The sequence below is a fragment of the Ruegeria sp. YTSA226 genome (genome assembly GCF_059609905.1).
In genome coordinates this window covers 121,628-140,172 of record NZ_JBXWMQ010000006.1, presented here as the reverse complement: position 1 = coordinate 140,172, position 18,545 = coordinate 121,628, and the positions used below count along the sequence as shown (strand labels likewise).

Annotated in this window: 18 protein-coding genes and 1 riboswitch; of the genes, 13 read left to right on the top strand and 5 right to left on the bottom strand. The window is 58.6% G+C overall.

Going from position 1 to position 18,545, the window contains the following annotated elements; genetic code table 11:
• Nucleotides 1-8: 8 nt before the first annotated feature.
• The gene (locus AC2FFF_RS11160; protein ID WP_496709403.1) at nucleotides 9-872 is read right to left on the bottom strand and encodes an alpha/beta hydrolase family protein; all 864 of its coding nucleotides are present in this window, start codon (nucleotides 870-872) and stop codon (nucleotides 9-11) included.
• 139 nt (nucleotides 873-1,011) lie between these two features.
• A riboswitch (cobalamin riboswitch) is annotated at nucleotides 1,012-1,231 on the top strand.
• 83 nt (nucleotides 1,232-1,314) lie between these two features.
• Here AC2FFF_RS11160 and AC2FFF_RS11155 point away from each other — a divergent pair.
• Complete coding sequence (locus AC2FFF_RS11155) at nucleotides 1,315-1,719, top strand: hypothetical protein (RefSeq protein WP_496882941.1); 405 nt, start codon at nucleotides 1,315-1,317, stop codon at nucleotides 1,717-1,719.
• Between the two features lies 1 nt (nucleotide 1,720).
• Here the strand turns inward: AC2FFF_RS11155 and AC2FFF_RS11150 are convergent, their stop codons facing one another.
• Nucleotides 1,721-2,221: a protein-tyrosine phosphatase family protein gene (locus tag AC2FFF_RS11150; protein ID WP_496882940.1), complete on the bottom strand. Its 501-nt coding sequence runs from the start codon at nucleotides 2,219-2,221 to the stop codon at nucleotides 1,721-1,723.
• Between the two features lie 156 nt (nucleotides 2,222-2,377).
• On the opposite strand from AC2FFF_RS11150, the gene AC2FFF_RS11145 reads away from it, so the two are divergent.
• The 4 genes from AC2FFF_RS11145 to AC2FFF_RS11130 all read left to right on the top strand — a co-directional run bounded on the left by AC2FFF_RS11145 (nucleotide 2,378) and on the right by AC2FFF_RS11130 (nucleotide 5,948).
• Complete coding sequence (locus AC2FFF_RS11145; RefSeq protein ID WP_281973092.1) at nucleotides 2,378-4,129, top strand: DNA polymerase III subunit gamma/tau; 1,752 nt, start codon at nucleotides 2,378-2,380, stop codon at nucleotides 4,127-4,129.
• A 155-nt stretch (nucleotides 4,130-4,284) separates the two neighbouring features.
• Complete coding sequence (locus AC2FFF_RS11140; RefSeq protein ID WP_142636987.1) at nucleotides 4,285-4,629, top strand: YbaB/EbfC family nucleoid-associated protein; 345 nt, start codon at nucleotides 4,285-4,287, stop codon at nucleotides 4,627-4,629.
• A gap of 64 nt (nucleotides 4,630-4,693) precedes the next feature.
• Entirely contained in the window at nucleotides 4,694-5,287 is a 594-nt protein-coding gene (gene recR / locus AC2FFF_RS11135; RefSeq protein WP_142636989.1) for a recombination mediator RecR, read from the top strand.
• A 163-nt stretch (nucleotides 5,288-5,450) separates the two neighbouring features.
• Nucleotides 5,451-5,948, top strand: a complete 498-nt coding sequence (locus tag AC2FFF_RS11130; protein ID WP_281973091.1) for a thermonuclease family protein — start codon at nucleotides 5,451-5,453, stop codon at nucleotides 5,946-5,948.
• A gap of 141 nt (nucleotides 5,949-6,089) precedes the next feature.
• On the opposite strand, the gene AC2FFF_RS11125 is transcribed toward AC2FFF_RS11130, so the two are convergent.
• Nucleotides 6,090-6,719 carry a ribonuclease T2 family protein gene (locus AC2FFF_RS11125; protein WP_281973120.1) on the bottom strand — a complete coding sequence of 210 codons (630 nt, stop codon included), beginning with the start codon at nucleotides 6,717-6,719 and terminating at the stop codon, nucleotides 6,090-6,092.
• A 130-nt stretch (nucleotides 6,720-6,849) separates the two neighbouring features.
• On the opposite strand from AC2FFF_RS11125, the gene AC2FFF_RS11120 reads away from it, so the two are divergent.
• Nucleotides 6,850-7,608 carry a DUF1013 domain-containing protein gene (locus tag AC2FFF_RS11120; protein ID WP_142636995.1) on the top strand — a complete coding sequence of 253 codons (759 nt, stop codon included), beginning with the start codon at nucleotides 6,850-6,852 and terminating at the stop codon, nucleotides 7,606-7,608.
• 51 nt (nucleotides 7,609-7,659) lie between these two features.
• Nucleotides 7,660-8,049 carry a hypothetical protein gene (locus AC2FFF_RS11115; RefSeq protein ID WP_281973090.1) on the top strand — a complete coding sequence of 130 codons (390 nt, stop codon included), beginning with the start codon at nucleotides 7,660-7,662 and terminating at the stop codon, nucleotides 8,047-8,049.
• Between the two features lie 42 nt (nucleotides 8,050-8,091).
• Here the strand turns inward: AC2FFF_RS11115 and AC2FFF_RS11110 are convergent, their stop codons facing one another.
• Together AC2FFF_RS11110 and AC2FFF_RS11105 are read right to left on the bottom strand one after the other, a co-directional pair.
• Nucleotides 8,092-9,123: a permease gene (locus AC2FFF_RS11110; RefSeq protein ID WP_271949736.1), complete on the bottom strand. Its 1,032-nt coding sequence runs from the start codon at nucleotides 9,121-9,123 to the stop codon at nucleotides 8,092-8,094.
• Nucleotides 9,116-9,424 (bottom strand): ArsR/SmtB family transcription factor, encoded by a 309-nt coding sequence (locus AC2FFF_RS11105; RefSeq protein WP_142637001.1) that lies wholly within the window; start codon nucleotides 9,422-9,424, stop codon nucleotides 9,116-9,118. The genes AC2FFF_RS11110 and AC2FFF_RS11105 overlap by 8 nt, the downstream gene beginning before the upstream one ends.
• Before the next feature lie 135 nt (nucleotides 9,425-9,559).
• On the opposite strand from AC2FFF_RS11105, the gene pdxR reads away from it, so the two are divergent.
• From pdxR to AC2FFF_RS11075, 6 genes are all read left to right on the top strand, one after another.
• The gene (gene pdxR / locus AC2FFF_RS11100) at nucleotides 9,560-11,020 is read left to right on the top strand and encodes a MocR-like pyridoxine biosynthesis transcription factor PdxR (protein WP_281973089.1); all 1,461 of its coding nucleotides are present in this window, start codon (nucleotides 9,560-9,562) and stop codon (nucleotides 11,018-11,020) included.
• Nucleotides 11,021-11,146: 126 nt separating this feature from the next.
• Nucleotides 11,147-12,925, top strand: coding sequence for a sulfoacetaldehyde acetyltransferase (gene xsc / locus AC2FFF_RS11095; protein WP_142637005.1), 1,779 nt, complete (start codon nucleotides 11,147-11,149; stop codon nucleotides 12,923-12,925).
• A gap of 5 nt (nucleotides 12,926-12,930) precedes the next feature.
• A complete protein-coding gene (gene pta / locus AC2FFF_RS11090) occupies nucleotides 12,931-13,944 on the top strand; it encodes a phosphate acetyltransferase (protein WP_281973088.1) in 1,014 nt (337 codons plus the stop codon).
• A gap of 87 nt (nucleotides 13,945-14,031) precedes the next feature.
• Nucleotides 14,032-16,845, top strand: coding sequence for a molybdopterin oxidoreductase family protein (locus AC2FFF_RS11085; RefSeq protein WP_281973087.1), 2,814 nt, complete (start codon nucleotides 14,032-14,034; stop codon nucleotides 16,843-16,845).
• Nucleotides 16,842-17,591 (top strand): 4Fe-4S dicluster domain-containing protein, encoded by a 750-nt coding sequence (locus AC2FFF_RS11080; RefSeq protein ID WP_271949727.1) that lies wholly within the window; start codon nucleotides 16,842-16,844, stop codon nucleotides 17,589-17,591. The genes AC2FFF_RS11085 and AC2FFF_RS11080 overlap by 4 nt, the downstream gene beginning before the upstream one ends.
• On the top strand, nucleotides 17,591-18,463 hold the full coding sequence (locus AC2FFF_RS11075; protein ID WP_281973086.1) for a dimethyl sulfoxide reductase anchor subunit family protein: 873 nt from the start codon (nucleotides 17,591-17,593) through the stop codon (nucleotides 18,461-18,463). The genes AC2FFF_RS11080 and AC2FFF_RS11075 overlap by 1 nt, the downstream gene beginning before the upstream one ends.
• Nucleotides 18,464-18,545: the final 82 nt, after the last annotated feature.

Genomic DNA, 18,545 nt, shown 5'->3' with positions numbered 1-18,545 from the left:
GCGCGTCTTCAGGCAATCAACCGGGGCCAAAGCGCCTGATTTCTGCGGGCAAAGGCACCGATATGACCGATCTCGGGCACTCCGATCTCTTTCGGAGACAGCAGATGCCGCCGCGCCTTTGGTCCATACAGATCGGCAAGCCGCCAGACAGCGTCTGGCGGCACCATCTGGTCGTCCTCGAAGGTGAACAGGTCCACCGGCGTATTCGATTGCGCCCATCTCGCTTCGGGCAGAGCGTCACCGATCTGCGGCACATAATTCTGCGGCGCCGTGCACCAGCTACGCCATTGCCAATAGACCGGACCAGGCAAATCGGCACCGATCCCCACAGCTTTGCCCGGCAGATACCCCAGTGCATTCACTGCCAGACGCCCATGCACATGCCAGAACATCCACGCCAGCCCGCGATAGGGCCAGGGATGGTCGGACAGAGTAACCAGCCCCGAACATACACAGATCATCCGGTCGATCTGATCAATGTCTGGCTGCACCGGCCCCAGCAAGCCGCCAAGGGAATGACCGATGCTCCACTGCAAAGCGTCCGGGAACCGCCTGCGCATCTCAGCCCGTGCGGCGGGCATGTCGACCAAGGCCCAATCCGCCATGGTCACCTCGGAGGTTTTGAGTTTGTCGCGCAGCGAATGCCCGAAATCGCTGTAGTCATAGGTCAAACAGGCAATACCCTGTTCGGCGGCCAGCCAACGGGCAAAATGCTGGTAATATTCGCGCGGCACTGCAGTTGCGCTGTGAATCACCACGGCGATCTTCGGCTCGGTTGCAGGCAGATACAGCCGTGCCGACAGGCTGGCAGAGCCTGAGGCAAAGTCAAAGTCAAAGTCCTTAGTCTGGACGCAGGGCGTGGTATCAAGCATGGCGCCTCCGACAAATTCTGAACTACTCGGTTCACTCAACAATCGGCCCGATTTCGGCCACCAGAGTCAAGATTTCATCAAGATGACCAAACGTCCGGTTTGCACCCCAACAGGTGGCTTGACTCGGGGTCTGCATAGCCGCTAGCGATGTGGTGATGGTTCTTGCCCCGGAAATGGGGCGGGATGAAAAGGGAACACGGTGCGGTCTGCCCCGGCGATGCCGGAAAGGGCCAACTCCGCGACTGCCCCCGCAACTGTAAGCGGTGAGCAATGCCGAAATACCACTGGCCCCAGGGCTGGGAAGGTCGGCAAAGCGACGACCCGCAAGTCAGGAGACCTGCCATCGTATCGAAACCGAAACTCGGGCGGGGTGTCCGGGCAGGTCGTCAGCGCGCTGTCACACCTGATCCTCACCCTTCGTCCTGCGCGCGGAGGGCGCATTATGATCTGGAAGACAAAAACACACGAATTCACCGCAACCGTCTGTCAGAGGACCGGGAAACCCTGCCCCGCCCTTGCCCGAATGGCACGCGCCATGGCCGAGGCGATGGCGACGGCAAGGCCTGCGACATCCAAAACATTCGAGGTCGAAGGTACCAGCGATCTGACCCATTGCACCGAAGGCTGCACGGCCCGTTTTCGGGCCCAATCAGAACAGATCAGGGTCTATTGCGGCACCAGCACAGACACGCCGACAGAAAAGCTGGACGCCTATGGCGACATGATATTCGGGCCGGAGTTCACCCAGAAATCCGCTGGTTTTCTGTCAGAACCACCCTGTGCGATGCTCGACGTTTCGACCCTGCCGCCGCGCAGCGACAGTATTCCGTATCAAGTGTCTGCCTGATTCAGGGAAGGGTTCGGGCCGGCAACCCGGCCCAGTCCTTTTGCGCGTCGGTTTCCACCGCGCAGGGCCGAACCGCACGCAACCGCCGAAGCGCTTGGTCAGGCGCTTCGCCGCATTCCACCATTAGCCGCATCACAACCATCCCCGAGCGTCCGCACCCACCGCGGCAATGCACCAGCACCTTGCCGCCACTGGCAAGGACATGTTGGGCGGCGGCGCTGGCTTGCGGCCAAAGCGCCTCAACCTCAGGCGTGGGGACGCCGAAATCGCGGATTGGAAGGTGAACCCAGGCAATCCGTTCGCACTGCAGGTCCGCCTCGAATGACAGCCCGCCGGAATGCTGGAACTCATCCGAGGTCGTCATCGAGATGACCAGGTCCGGCGCCCAATCCCGGATTACTGCGAAATCCCCAGCATAATCGCCCGTGACACCCGGCAGTGGGCACAGAGCGATCTGCCCTTTGCCCAATCCAAGAGGGTGAATTACAAAACTCTCCAACACAGCTCCTTTTCCTGCATCACCACATGGGGCTGAAGCCCCTCATGATTTACCGGCTCTGATGCAACTTGCCAAAACGAAATTCCTTTTCGCGCGCGGTGGACGCGGGCGGCGGGGGTCTCTACGCTGCAAACCTGACACGAATCCAACAGAGCAGACATGACCGACACGCCCAGCCCCGCCTATCAGGTTCTCGCGCGAAAATACCGCCCGGAAACTTTTGCTGACCTCGTCGGTCAGGACGCAATGGTGCGCACGCTGAAAAACGCGTTCGAGGCCGACCGGATTGCACAAGCCTTCATCATGACCGGCATCCGCGGTACGGGTAAGACAACCACGGCCCGGATCATCGCCAAGGGCATGAATTGCATTGGCCCCGATGGCGAAGGCAAGCCCACGACCGAACCCTGCGGCCAGTGCGAACATTGCGTCGCCATCATGGAAGGCCGCCACGTCGATGTGATGGAAATGGACGCCGCCAGCCGAACCGGCGTGAATGATATCCGCGAAATCATCGACTCGGTCCGATACCGCGCCGCCAGTGCGCGCTATAAGATCTACATCATCGACGAGGTTCACATGCTTTCGACCAGCGCATTCAACGCGCTGCTCAAGACGTTGGAAGAACCTCCTGCGCATGTGAAGTTCATCTTTGCCACGACCGAAATCCGCAAAGTCCCGGTGACTGTTCTGTCGCGGTGCCAACGATTTGACCTGCGCCGGATCGAACCCGAGGACATGATTGGCCTGCTCAATAAGATCGCAGCGGCTGAGAAGGCACAGATCGCGGAGGATGCCCTGGCGCTGATCACCCGCGCGGCCGAAGGGTCGGCGCGCGACGCAACTTCGCTGCTGGATCAGGCAATCAGCCATGGGGCCGGTGAAACCAGCGCCGATCAGGTGCGCGCGATGCTGGGTCTGGCCGACCGGGGCCGGGTATTGGACTTGATGGAAATGATCCTGCGAGGGGATGCAGCAAGCGCGCTGACTGAATTGGGCGGGCAATATGCCGAAGGGGCCGATCCGCTATCCGTGCTGCGTGACCTGGCCGAAATCACGCACTGGGTTTCGGTTGTGAAGATCACGCCAGACGCAGCCGAGGACCCGACGGTTTCCCCTGATGAACGTGCCCGTGGTCAGCAAATGGCCGAGGCCCTGCCAATGCGCGTTTTGACCCGGATGTGGCAGATGTTGCTGAAAGCGCTGGAAGAGGTATCGGCCGCGCCAAATGCCATGATGGCTGCTGAAATGGCCGTTATCCGCCTGACCCATGTTGCCGACTTGCCCAGCCCCGAAGAGCTGATCAAGCGCCTGCAGGACAACCCGCCACCGCCTCCGAATGGTGGTCCGGGCGGTGGTATGGCCGTGCCCTCTCAGGCTCCGGTACCAGCGGCATCATCTTCTTACGTGTCCGCAACTAGCAGCCCCGCCGGCGCGCCTTCGGCGGCTCTGGCCCATGATATCCAATCGGCGCTGGCACGGTATCCGAGTTTTGACCACGTGGTTGAATTGATCCGCACCAATCGGGATGTGAAACTTCTGGTCGAGGTCGAAAACGGGGTGCGGCTGGTTTCTTACCAACCGGGGCGGATCGAATTCACCCCGACACAGAACGCACCCACAGATCTGGCAGCGAGACTGGGTTCGTCGCTGCAACGATGGACTGGCAACCGCTGGGCTGTGTCGATTGTGGCCGATGGTGAGGTTGCGACCATCGCCGAGATTCGAGACGCCGCCGAGCTGGCGTTGAAAGCAGAGGCTGAGAAACACCCGTTGGTTCAGGCGGTGCTCATGCAATTTCCGAAAGCACGCATCAAGCGGATTGAAACACCGGAAGAACGTGCCGCCAAAGTGGAAACCGAGGCGCTGCCCGAGGTCGAAGACGAATGGGACCCGTTCGAGGAAGACTGAAACCGTCCCATCTGACCCAACTGGAAACCTCCCGGGCCCAACGGGAGGAAAGGTCTGGCCAAAGGCCTTGACGACGGGCGGGAGCCAGCTCGGCCCTTGTGCCGCGCCGACCGCGCCCGTATTTAGGCGTCAAACCGAATATTAGGAGAATACCGATGCTCAAAGGACTCGGCGGCCTGGGTGACATGGCCAAGATGATGAAATCCGCGCAGGATCTACAGACCAAGATGACGGATATGCAGGAAGAGCTGAATACCATCATGGTTGTCGGCGAATCCGGTGCAGGGCTGGTCAAGGCAACAGCCACGGCCAAGGGAGAGCTGAAAGGTCTCGATATCGACCCGTCAATCTTTAACGGCGACGACAAGGAAGTGGTCGAAGATCTGATCCTGGCCGCCGTCAAAGATGCTCAGGCCAAGGCCGCAGAACGGTCGCAGGCTGAGATGGCTAAGCTGACCGAAGGTATGGGCCTGCCCGCAGACATCAAGCTGCCGTTCTGATAGGCACTCCTGACGAAATACCGGCCGGGCCCAACTGCCCGGCCCTTATGCAGGAGCAAGCGCAGTGAGTTCGAACAGCGATATCGACAATCTGATCGACCTGATGGCCAAACTGCCAGGCCTCGGCCCACGTTCGGCCCGTCGCGCAGTGCTGCATTTGATCCGCAAACGCGCCCTTCTGCTGACACCGCTTGCGGACGCGATGCAACAGGTTGCCATCACTGCCCGTGAGTGCCTGAATTGCGGCAATGTAGGCACTTCGGATATCTGCGACATCTGCGATAGCGAAGTCCGCGCGACCGGAGAGCTGTGCGTCGTCGAAGACGTCGCCGACCTTTGGGCGATGGAACGCGCAGCGGTTTTCAAAGGCCGCTATCACGTGCTGGGCGGCACCTTGTCGGCATTAGATGGAGTCGGCCCGGATGAGCTGCGCATTCCTCGCCTCAAGGATCGGGTCACAGCCGAGGGGATCACCGAAGTCATTCTGGCGCTGAACGCCACTGTCGATGGCCAGACCACCGCGCACTATATAGCCGATCAACTGGACGGGCAGGTGCGCCTGACCTCGCTGGCGCAGGGCGTGCCGATTGGCGGCGAGTTGGACTACCTGGATGACGGGACGATTACGGCGGCGCTGAGGGCGCGGAAGGAGTTGTAGTTGAGCTTCGACACTTGGTCGAATTCAAATATCAAGTTTACACAAATACTGTATCCAGCCTAACATTCTACGCATCGATTAAGCAGATTTAGAATGCGTTTTTCATATGTTGAGATATATATTGAAGGCCCTGTTCGGATCATCGCGCAAACGATCTAGGGTGGTGCCTTTCCAACCAACTAAACGACCTGCGATCACCGGAGCACGACCGGTTCCGTCAAAGCAGCCGCCCTCGGCTTATCCAACCACACGGACTCTCAAAGGCAAGTGCCACGTAATCGACGGCGACACGATCGTGATAAGCGGCACCAAGAGCAGGGTTGCCGGAATCGATGCGCCCGAGCTTGAGCATCCCTGGGGCAAGAAATCCAAGTTTGCGCTGATTAAGATGTGCAAAGGCATGGTGATCACAGCCGAAATCAAAGAAGAGGTTTCCTACGATCGGATCGTCGCCAAGTGCACGCTTCCAGATGGTACTGATGTCGCCGCAGAATTGGTTAAACTTGGACTGGCTCTGGACTGGCCCAAGTTTTCCGGCGGTGAATACGCGCATTTAGAGCCAGGCGATGCGCGAAAGAAACTCTGGCGGGCAGCCGCACGCCAAAAGGGAAACATGCGCGCGTTCCATTCCGAAGTAAAACCGAAACGCAATTCCGACTAGCTTTATGGTATCGCAGTGGCCCTGAGGACTTTGGAATAGCAAGGTAGGCCTTAGCCTCGGCACGATCTGGCTATTGAACAGGATGCGGTGGCAACAACGTAGAAGTTGCGATTACCCACCATCTCGCCTTTACCGCAAACCCTAACGAATCGGATCAAAAAGCGCGTCTTTGGCCGCGCAGTCCTTGATCACATCCCGGCCACACGGCACCGGATCAAGATCGCGCGACAGGCACAGGCGCACCTCTTCGATATAGCCCTGTTTGCAGGTGACGGTGATCATGTCGCGCTCCAGCCCCGGATTGGCCATTAGAAACGCCTCTTCCACGACAGATGCGGGCAGTTTCACAGATGCGTCCAACTGGCGGAACACCTTTGGGCGCTCGACCGACCCATAGGCCTGCCGCGACAAGGTGAAATAGTCCGAAGCGCTTAGGCCCGAGCAGGTGCCGTGCTTCTTCCACTGATGCCAGGCAAGACCGGAACTGCCCTGAATATCTTCCATTTCACGGGTCATGGTCCGCGTCGGCGGGGCCTCGGCCGTGCGGCAATAAGATGGCCAGCCCTGATGGAATTGCGGCCAAAGCCCGTGTAGAATCCAGCCGTGATCATGCCGTACATCGCATTGATCGGACCCACGCGCATCGCCTTCGCGCGCGCACCAGTTCGGCGACCAGCTAAGTGCCAGGACATAGTAGTCGAACGCGCCCGGTTTTTCACCCTCGGCAAGCGCCGTCATTGCACTGAAAACCCATAGAACCAGCCAGCGCATTCGCCTCTTCCCTTCTTGCCCTGCCGCGACTATATACAGCCCAAGTTCCCCGACAACGGAAACCTGCCCCAAGATCACGGGGCCGCCGAATTCCGGCGACGGGAAAGATGTATGCATAGGAGACGGGCTGATGGCAAAACCGCTTATGGCCAAGGCAACAGCCGTATGGCTAGTAGACAACACAACGATCAGCTTCAAGCAGATCGCGGATTTCGTAGGAATGCACGAGTTGGAAGTGCAGGGCATCGCCGATGGCGACGTGGCCGCTGGCGTCAAAGGGTTCGACCCGATCGCCAACAACCAGCTTACGCAGGAAGAGATTGATGTGGCGCAGGGCAACCCGCTGCACAAGCTGAAGCTCAAGTTCAACCCCGCTGCTAGTGGCGAGGAAAAACGTCGTGGCCCGCGCTATACCCCGCTGTCCAAGCGTCAGGACCGTCCGAACTCGATCCTGTGGCTGGTCAAGTTCCACCCCGAACTCAGCGACGGTCAGATTGCCAAGCTGGTCGGCACCACCAAGCCGACCATCCAGTCGATCCGCGAGCGGACGCACTGGAACATCTCGAACATGCAACCGATTGACCCCGTCGCTCTGGGCTTGTGTAAACAGTCCGAGCTGGACGCAATCGTGCAGAAAGCCGCCGCCAAGAAAGCCGCTGAAGGTGGCGTCATGAGCGATGATGAGCGCCGCAAGCTGGTTTCGACCGAGCAGTCACTGGAAATGGACGCAGCGCCCAAAATTCCAACGGCGATCGAGGGTCTCGAGACCTTCTCGTTGTCTGATGACTCCCCCGAGGAGAAAGAAGAGCCGATCATCGACGCCGACAGTTTCTTCAACTTGCCCAAAGGCGAGGCCGAGGATGAAGACGAAAGCGATCCGCGTTTCTGATACGCAGACAGCCCCGGTCAAACTGGCCGGGGCTTTTTTGACGAGACTCTGATGCTGAACATACTGTCTGCCATTTTTGGCCCACACCGCGCCGTGACAATCTATGCCTTCCTAAGAACCTGGGGCCTGCTCGCGTTCGGTGTCGTAGGCGTTATCGCGGTTGCCGCAGCCCTGCTGTTGCTGAACGACGACGGCACGCATGAACACGAAGCCTTCATGACCGTCCCGGTTCTGTCCGCCACCGCTATCAACGGCGACCTCAAGAACGGGGTGATTGCCTCGGTACGTTTACCCGACGGGTCCGCGACGTCGATCACTTCGACCGAGGCCCCGATTTCCCAGACCGTCGGCCAAAGCGCCTGTGTCGAAAAGCGGGTCTATGTGGAAAGCGGTGAACCAAGGTATCGCTTCAAACTTCCGCGCTATTGCGAAGCAAGCTGACAAAGCAAAACCGCCCGGTGTCCACACCGGGCGGTTTTTCCTTCAGATCATCTGAAAGATGATCCCTGCGATCACTGCGCCGACTATCCCCAGGCCCAGATAGGTCACAAACACTTTCGGCCTGACCAGCGACCATACCGCAGCCATGGCCGGGATCGAGCTGACCGCACCCGCGATCATAAAGGACATTGCTGCCCCGGCGCTCATCCCCTGCTCCATCAGACCTGCCAATAGCGGCGGCGCGACGTATGAGTTCAGATAGGCCGGCATCCCAACAAGTGCCGCGATGATTATGGGCAACACGCCGTCTCCTCCGACCGCGCGTGCGATCAGATCAGCGGGTACATAATTGATCAGCAACGCCTCGAGAACATAGGCAAGCGCCAGCCATTTCAACAAGAACAGGCCGTTTCGAAAGAACTCGCTACGAAATCTATTCCGGCGCGCAGGGTCATGCCAGAATTTCCAGACCGGTTTGTCCTCTTGCTTAGGTCCACAACTGCCGCATCCAGTTGGTTGGTAGTTCCGCAAAGGTTGGGTCAACACACCGCTGCGCGTCATGGTGCGCACGACGAATCCGCCAAACAGGCCAAGTGCCACTGCGGCTACGGCTTTTCCGATAGCAAAGGGCCATCCCAATGCGCCAGCCGTAATCAATAGCGTCGGCGGGTCGATCAGCGGAGAGCTGAGCCAGAACGCCATAACCGCAGACAGTGGCGCCCCAAGCGCCAGTAAACCAGCAATGAACGGGATGACCTCGCAGGAACAGAATGGGGCCAACCCGCCAAATAGGGCAGCCAAAAGGATCATCCGCGTTTCGCGGCCTTCAAAGGCTCGGGCCACCATGACTTCGGCACCGGTGGCCTTGAGGTATGACAACAGCAGCACAGCAAACAGAATATATTGGCCGGTATGGGCCAGTGCCTTGCCGGCAAATGTTATCACTTCCGTTAGATTCCCAGGGTCGAGTATCGCCACCGCGATCAGAATGGCGACAATCACCGCCCATGGGGTTTTGATCAGGTCGAAGACAGCTTTGAACGGGGCCCGAGGGCTCTGAGTAAGGTCAGCCATCGTTTGCCGCCTTTCCAGTTTCGTCCGCACAACATTCCGACAGAATGAACTGCGCGAGGTTTCTGAGATGGTCATACCGGGCACGGTTGATCGTGGTGCGCCCGATCTTTTCCTGTTCGACAACATCACCGGCCGCAAGAAACCGGAGGTGATGGGCCAGCGTCGACGGGGCAATGCCGGTTCTCTCCTGGATTTCACCTACGGTGAGCCCGGCCTCTCCGGCGCGAACGAGTGTCTTGAGGACTTTCAGTCGCGCCTCTGACCCCATCGCCGAAAATCCTGCTGCAGCGGTTTCCCACATATCCACAACTCCAATAAACTAGATTTCTAGTTATATAGAGATATTGAAAGCTACCGTCAACAAATTCTGATCAGAATTCGTGAAAAGAGCGTGAGTCCAGATTGCTCAATCAATAAGGCCACTCTATAAGGTCTTATGGGGATATCAGTTGATACGTTCTTTCTAGAGCTGAATGGGCAAGGCACCTTGCAGGCCCAGATTCAGCAGATGATTGCAGAAGGCATCCTGTCAGGCCGTTTCCATGTCGGAGAAAAACTGCCCTCGTCGCGTAAACTGGCCACGCATCTGGGTGTCAGCCGGATCACCGTGACATTGGCTTATACCGAGCTGTTGGCCAATGACTACCTGACCGCCCGAGGCCGATCTGGGTATTATGTGTCGGAAAATGCGCCAGTACCGCCTAAATACACGCCCATCCAACGGGGCACTGAGACCGTGGATTGGGACAAGGCGCTGGCCCGCCGGTTTGTAGATTCGGATGTGTTGCCCAAGCCCTGGAATTGGCGGGACTATACCTATCCTTTTATCTATGGTCAGGCGGACCGAACCCTGTTCGATCATGCCAACTGGCGGCTATGCGCAGTGCGGGCATTGGGGCACAAGGATTTCGAATCGCTGACCCGCGACTATGTCGATCAGGACGATCCGTTGCTGATCGAGTTCATCGCCCGCCACACTCTGCCCCGCCGTGGAATCTCGGCCCGCCCCGAAGAAATATTGATCACACTGGGGGCGCAGAACGCACTTTGGCTGGCGTCGCGCATTCTGCTGACTCACAATCACACCGCCGTCATCGAAGACCCCTGTTACTATGCGCTGCGCAGCCTGTTGAACCACTGGGACTGCGCGGTCGTACCCATTGGCGTGGACAAGGATGGCCTGCCACCCGAGGCGCTGCCCGATGAAACGGATGTCATCTTCACCACGCCCAGCCATCAGAGCCCGACAACCGCAACCATGCCGATCACCCGTCGCCGCCAACTTTTGGATCGTGCCCGGGATCTGGACGCAATGGTGGTCGAGGATGACTATGAATTCGAAATGGCGTTTCTGGGGGCGCCCTCACCCGCGCTGAAGTCCATGGACCGGGATGGACGTGTCATCTATGTGGGCAGCTTCTCAAAATCGCTGTTCCCTGGATTGCGCCTTGGTTACATGGTTGGATCCGAGCCGTTTATCCGCGAGGCGCGCGCGCTGCGCTCTTTGGTGCTGCGCCACCCGCCGGGCCACATTCAGCGCACGGCAGCGTATTTTCTGTCTCTGGGACATTACGATGCACAGATCAGGCGCATGTCCAAAGAGCTGTCCAAGCGGCGGGATGCAATGGACAAGGCTATCGACGAATACGGGCTGTCGGTGGCGGGGCGCGGTGTGATGGGCGGATCTTCGATGTGGATGTCCGCCCCCGAACACGTCGACATGTCCCAGCTGGCGCGCAGCCTGCAAAACCAAAGCGTTCACATCGAGCCTGGTGCACCGTTTTTCGCAGGGCCGGATAGGCCACAGAACTTCTATCGGCTCGGATACTCATCCATCGCGCCCGACCGCATCGCTCCGGGCGTGAAGCTGATCGCGGATGCCATCCAAACGCAGTAGCCCGCGTCTGGACCTAATCCGCATTTCGTTTTGGACCTAACGCCATTCCGTCCCTTGGGCCACAACCGTACCCAAAGGCTGGGCTGATAGTCCGGCTTCATCCACAAATCCGCGGAGACAAATCAGATGAAAATGACCACCGAAGAGGCCTTTGTAAAAGTTCTGCAGATGCACGGGATCGAGCATGCGTTTGGGATTATCGGTTCGGCGATGATGCCGATCTCGGATATTTTTGGAAAAGCTGGCATTACGTTCTGGGATTGCGCACACGAAGGCTCGGGCGGGATGATGGCTGACGGATACACACGCGCCACCGGCAAAATGTCGATGATGATCGCGCAGAACGGACCCGGGATCACCAACTTTGTTACTGCCGTCAAAACCGCCTACTGGAATCACACCCCGCTGCTGCTTGTGACCCCTCAGGCCGCAAACAAGACCATGGGTCAGGGCGGTTTCCAGGAGATGGAACAAATGCGCATGTTCGCGGACTGCGTTTGCTACCAGGAAGAAGTACGCGACCCTTCGCGGATGGCCGAAGTTCTGAGCCGCGTTATCACCAAAGCCAAGCGCGCCTCGGCACCGGCACAGATCAATGTTCCACGTGATTTCTTCACTCAGGTTGTCGATATCGAACTGCCTGCCGTAGTTGAATTTGAACTGCCTTCTGGCGGCGCATCAGCCGTTACCGAAGCCGCCGCGCTGCTGTCGGATGCCAAGAACCCTGTCATCCTGAACGGAGCGGGCACGGTTCTGTCTGCGGGCGGCATCGAAGCCTCGAAAGCACTGGCCGAGCGTCTGGACGCCCCGGTTTGTGTTGGCTACCAGCACAATGACGCCTTCCCGGGTTCGCACCCGCTGTTTGCTGGCCCGCTGGGTTACAATGGCTCGAAAGCCGGTATGGAGCTGATAAAAGAAGCAGACGTGGTTCTGTGTCTCGGCACTCGCCTGAACCCGTTCTCGACTCTTCCTGGCTATGGTATGGAATACTGGCCGGCTAATGCAAAGATCATTCAGGTTGACATTAATCCCGACCGCATTGGCCTGACCAAGAAGGTATCTGTCGGTATTGTTGGCGACGCAGCCACTGTTGCAACCAATATCCTGGCACAGCTGTCGGACACCGCAGGTGACGAAGGACGCGATGCACGCAAAGCGAAGATTGCGGAAACCAAGTCACGCTGGGCGCAGGAATTGACTTCGATGGACCACGAGCAGGACGATCCGGGCACAACCTGGAACGAACGCGCCCGAGCAGCCAAGCCCGACTGGATGAGCCCGCGCATGGCGTGGCGCGCCATTCAGGCAGCCCTGCCGAAAGAGGCGATCATCTCGTCCGACATCGGCAATAACTGTGCCATCGGCAACGCCTACCCATCCTTTGAAGCGGGCCGCAAATATCTGGCCCCCGGGCTGTTCGGCCCCTGTGGATACGGATTGCCATCTGTCATGGGTGCCAAGATCGGTTGCCCGGATGTGCCCGTCGTTGGATTCTCAGGTGACGGCGCCTTTGGTATTGCTGTAACCGAACTGACCGCAATCGGCCGCGATGAATGGCCCGCAGTCACCCAGATCGTTTTCCGCAACTATCAGTGGGGTGCGGAAAAGCGCAACTCGACCCTGTGGTTCGACGACAACTTTGTCGGAACCGAACTGGACACCAAAGTGTCCTATGCCGGTATCGCTCAGGCCTGTGGCCTGAAAGGTGTCGTGGCCCGCACACAGGACGAGCTGACTGCAGCCCTGAATCAGGCCATTGAGGATCAGAAGAATGGGATCACCACGCTGATCGAAGCCATGATCAACCAGGAACTGGGCGAACCGTTCCGTCGGGACGCAATGAAGAAACCGGTCGCGGTGGCAGGCATCAGCAATGACGACATGGAACCGCAGGCCGGGGTATAATCCGCGTGAAACCGCTGCGCGCCATTCTCGGGACGGCCAGCGCGTCGGACAAGATCATCGCCCTGTCAGAGGGCGATGATCCCCGCGTCGTGGAAGGTGCGGTCAGGGCCGTAAAAGAGGACGTTGCACGGATCATCCTGATCGGCGACGGGGCCAAAATTTCGGCCCTTCTGGATGCGCATGAAGGATTTGATCCCACTCGGATAGACATTCTTGACCCGGCGCATTCCTCAATTACCACGGAACTGGCTGAAGCGCTGTTTAATCGCCGCAAGCACAAGGGCATGACCCTTGAAGAGGCAGGGCAACAGATCACCAACCGGCTGACCTTTGCCGCCATGCTGGTGCATCAGGGTATCGCTGACGGCACCGTGGGCGGAGCGGTTGAAACCACCTCTGACACAGTTCGCGCGGCGTTGCAGATCATCGGAACAGCGCCGGGTACAACAATGGTATCCAGCTTTTTTCTCATGCTGTTCTGTCAGGATCATCACGAGGTCAAAGGCGCGCGCATCTTTGCCGATTGTGGCCTGGTGGTGGATCCAAACGCCGAAGAAATGGCGGAAATTGCCCGCGCATCAGCCGCATCCTATTCAGCTTTGACTGGAAACACGGCACGTGTGGCAATGCTGTCTTTTTCCACCTCGGGAAGCGCCGAACACCCAAAAGTATCCAAGGTCGTCGAGGCAACCCGGATCGCACGCGAAAAAGATCCGAACCTTCTGATCGACGGAGAGCTGCAGTTCGATGCCGCCTTTGTCCCCGAGGTTGCGGCGCAAAAGGCGTCGGATTCGCCACTGAAGGGCGAAGCGAATGTCTTTGTCTTCCCCAGCCTGAATGCGGGCAATCTAGGCTATAAGATCGCACAGCGCATCGGAGGGGTTGAGGCAATCGGGCCAGTCCTACAAGGCCTGGCCAAGCCGGCAAATGATCTATCGCGCGGCTGTACGGCAGAGGACATCCTTCACATGATCGCCGTGACTGCCGTTCAAGCGCAACATGGCGAAAACGGAATATAAGTCTCGACAAGTCCGTGAAAAACAAATTTTATTCCGGTTCCCGGCGATACTCGGGGGAATACCGGTCTGCAAACTACAGGGGCGCCTATGAACCAGCCAGTGATTGACACCTCGCCCAAAGTCTCGGACGAGATCCGGCAGACCACCTGTTACATGTGCGCCTGCCGCTGTGGCATCAACGTTCACATGAAAGACGGCAAGGTCGCCTATATCGAGGGCAACCGAGACCACCCGGTGAACAAAGGCGTTCTGTGCGCCAAAGGGTCCGCGGGCATTATGCAGGTCAACGCGCCGTCGCGCCTACGCAAACCGCTGCGCCGTGTCGGCCCGCGCGGATCGGGCGAGTTCCGCGAGATCGAATGGGACGAGGCAATCAGCACTGCCGTCGGCTGGATGAACGAGTTGCACGAAACCGCACCGCACAAGCTGGCCTTCTTTACCGGACGCGACCAAAGCCAAAGCTTCACCAGCTTCTGGGCACAGAATTTTGGAACCCCAAACTATGCCGCCCATGGCGGGTTCTGTTCCGTCAACATGGCAGCAGGCGGCATCTATACGATGGGCGGTGCGTTTTGGGAGTTTGGCCAGCCCGACTGGGACCACACCAAACTGTTCATGCTGTTCGGCGTGGCCGAAGACCACGACAGCAACCCGATCAAGATGGGGATCGGCAAGATCAAGGCACGCGGCGCACGGGTGATCGGTGTGAACCCGATCCGATCAGGCTATAACGCTGTGGCCGATGACTGGGTCGGGATCACCCCCGGCACCGATGGGTTATTCATCCTATCGCTGATCCATGTGTTGATGAAAGCGGGCAAGATCGACCTGGATTACCTCAGCCGTTATACCAACGCGCCTGTTCTGGTGAACGCATCCGAAGGCCCCGAGAAGGGTCTTTTCTTGCGCGATAGTGACCGCAAACCGCTGGTGATCGACCGGGCCACAGGCGAACTCACTGCGTTCGACAAGCCGGGCGTGCGCCCGGACTTGTCGGCTACTTACGAAAAGGACGGCGTCACCCATCGCCCGGTTTTCCACCTGATGGCCGAGAAATACCTAAGCGACGAGCACGCCCCTGAGGCCGTGGCTGACCGCTGTGGCATCCCGGCCAGTCGCATTCGCGCCATCGCGGCGGAAATCGCCCGCGTCGCCTTTGACGAGGCGATCGAGTTGGATCAGGAATGGACCGATTTCCGCGGCGAATCCCATGCTAAGATGATCGGTCGCCCGGTCAGCTTCCACGCCATGCGTGGCATCTCGGCCCATGCCAACGGGTTCCAGACCTGCCGCGCGCTGCACGTGCTGCAGATCATCCTCGGCACGGTCGAAGTTCCGGGCGGTTTCCGCTTCAAACCGCCCTATCCCAAACCAGTCGAGGCGCACCCAACCCCGCATGGCGACCGCCGCCCCGGCAGACCCCTGGAAGGCCCGCATCTAGGCTTCCCCCGCGGGCCCGAAGACCTGTTGCTGGACGACTGCGGCACTCCCCAACGGATCGACAAAGCATTCACATGGGAAAACCCGATGTCAGCCCATGGGCTGATGCATATGGTAATCTCAAACGCCGCCGCCGGTGATCCCTACAAGATCGACACGCTGTTCATGTATATGGCGAACATGTCGTGGAACTCCTCCATGAACACCAAAGGTGTGATGGAGATGCTGACCGCCAAGACCGAAGACGGCAAATATGTCATCCCAAACATCATCTATTCCGATGCCTATTCCTCGGAAATGGTGGCCTATGCCGACTTAATCCTGCCCGACACCACCTATCTTGAACGGCACGACTGTATCTCGCTGCTTGACCGCCCGATCTGCGAGGCAGACGCCGCCGCCGACGCAATCCGCTGGCCGGTGATCGAGCCCGACCGCGACGTGCGAGGCTTTCAGTCGGTGCTGGTGGAACTGGCCAACCGCATGAGCTTGCCAGGCTTTACCAACGAAGACGGTACGCCGAAGTGGAAAGACTACGCTGACTATATCGTTAACCATCAGCGAAAGCCCGGTATCGGCCCGCTGGCCGGGTTTCGAGGCGAAAATGGCGACAAAGAAGGTCGTGGCGAGGTCAACCCCGACCAGCTAAATCGCTACATCGAAAATGGCGGCTTCTACGTCGCGCATATCCCCGAAGGGGCGGATTACTACAAACCCTGGAACGCTGCCTATCAGGATTGGGCAGTGGGGATGGGTATCTACGACAGCCCGCAACCCTATCTGTTCCAGCTCTATTCAGAACCGATGCGCAAGTTCCAGCTGGCCGCCGAAGGCCATGGGGACCGGCAACCGCCGGAAAATCTGCGCCAGCGCCTCAAGGACACCATGGACCCGCTGCCGATCTGGTACGAAACCGATCAGCAGGGCAATGAAGGTTTCACAATCAATGCCCTGACTCAGCGCCCGATGGCGATGTATCACTCATGGGGCACCCAAAACGCCTGGCTGCGCCAGCTACACGGGCGCAACCCGCTTTATGTGCCAACCAAACTGATGCGCGAACACGGGATGCAGGACGGCGACTGGGCCAAAGTGACGTCTCCGCACGGGGAAATTACTGTTCCGGTCATGGAGATGGCCGCGCTGAATGAAAATACTGTCTGGACTTGGAATGCCATCGGCAAACGCAAAGGTGCTTGGGCCCTGCAGGAAGACGCACCAGAGGCCACCAAAGGCTTTTTGCTGAACCACCTGATCCACGAACTGCTGCCGTCAAAAGGCGATGGAATGCGCTGGGCCAATTCTGATCCGATTACAGGTCAGGCGGCTTGGTTCGACCTGAAGGTCAGGATCGAAAAGGCGGCGCCACCTTCGGATGCAGAAAGCCAGCCCGAATTCAAACCGATCAAATCACCGGTCGGCACCGGACCAAAAGATCTGGCGTGGAAGGTAGGAAAATGACCCAGCTCCCCCAATCCACAGACAAGAAAATGGGTCTGGTCATCGACCTGGACACCTGTGTCGGCTGCCATGCCTGTGTGATATCCTGCAAAGGCTGGAACACCGAAAACTACGGGGCGCCCCTGTCGGATCAGGACGCTTATGGCGGCAACCCGTCCGGCACCTTCCTAAACCGGGTACATTCCTACGAGGTCCAACCCGAACAGGGTCACGCCCAGCTGATCCACTTCCCCAAATCCTGCCTCCATTGCGAGGACGCGCCCTGCGTCACCGTCTGCCCCACCGGGGCCAGCTATAAGCGGGTCGAGGACGGTATCGTATTGGTCAATGAAAGCGACTGTATCGGCTGCGGGCTTTGCGCCTGGTCCTGCCCTTACGGCGCGCGTGAGATGGATATGGCCGAGGGCGTGATGAAGAAATGTACCCTCTGCGTGGATCGCATCTATAACGAGAACATACCCGAAGTGGACCGCGTGCCATCCTGTGTGCGGACCTGCCCCGCCGGAGCCCGCCATTTCGGTGATCTGGGCGACGCAGATAGCGATGTCAGCAAATTGGTCGCCGAACGTGGTGGCATGGATCTGATGCCTGAAATGGGCACCAAGCCCGTCAACAAATACCTGCCACCTCGCCCTAAAGATCAGATCGAGGACCAGATCGACATTCTCGCGCCCCTTCTGGCCCCGGTAGCCGAAGAGCCCAAGGGCTTTCTGGGTTGGCTCGACAAGACACTGGAGAAGCTCTGATGCATCCGGCCCCATCTGTCATTATCTTCACCACCTTGTCCGGTCTGGGCTTTGGGCTGCTGTTTTTTCTGGGCCTTGGGATGCCGGATGTCACCGGGTGGGTGGCCTTCGTATTCTATGCCATGGCCTTTGGCCTGTCGGTGGGTGGGCTGATGGCCTCGACCTTTCACCTGGGCCATCCTGAACGTGCGTGGAAAGCATTCACCCAATGGCGGTCAAGCTGGCTCAGCCGTGAGGGTTGGTGCGCAGTGATCGCTTTGATTCTTATGGGCCTCTACGCGCTGGGCGCTGTCATCTTTGGTCAGCGTTGGGGTGTTCTGGGCGTCCTTGGCGCGTTGTTTTCGCTGGCAACAGTTTTCACCACCTCAATGATCTACACCCAGCTCAAGACAATCCCACGCTGGAACATGAAACTGACACCAATCATGTTTCTGAGCTTCAGCTTTGCCGGTGGCTCGCTTCTGGCCGGTCAGGTCAGCCTTGCCGTCCCTCTGTTGGTGGTCGCTGCCGTTGCGCAGACATTTTACTGGTGGCAAGGGGATAAGGCATTTGCGAACTCAGGAACAAACCTTGGCACCGCTACGGGTTTGGGGCAGCGCGGGGCAGTGCGTGCGTTTGAGCCTCCACATACAGGTACAAACTATCTTCTGCGCGAATTTGTCCACGTGGTTGGCAGGAAACATGCGGACAAATTGCGGGTCATCTCGTTTGTGCTGGCCTTCCTATTGCCGGTCATCCTGCTGATCCTGCCGTTCAACCACTTCTTCGCTCTTCTGGCTGCGCTGTCGCATGTGGCAGGCGTTGCAGTTTCGCGCTGGCTGTTCTTTGCGCAGGCCGAGCATGTCGTGGGTCTGTATTACGGCAAACGGTAAAGAAGGGGGCCAGCCCCCTTCTTGGCCCAGACAGGCCAATTCATCCCCCGAGGTATTTTTGGCCAGATGAAGATCGGATCAG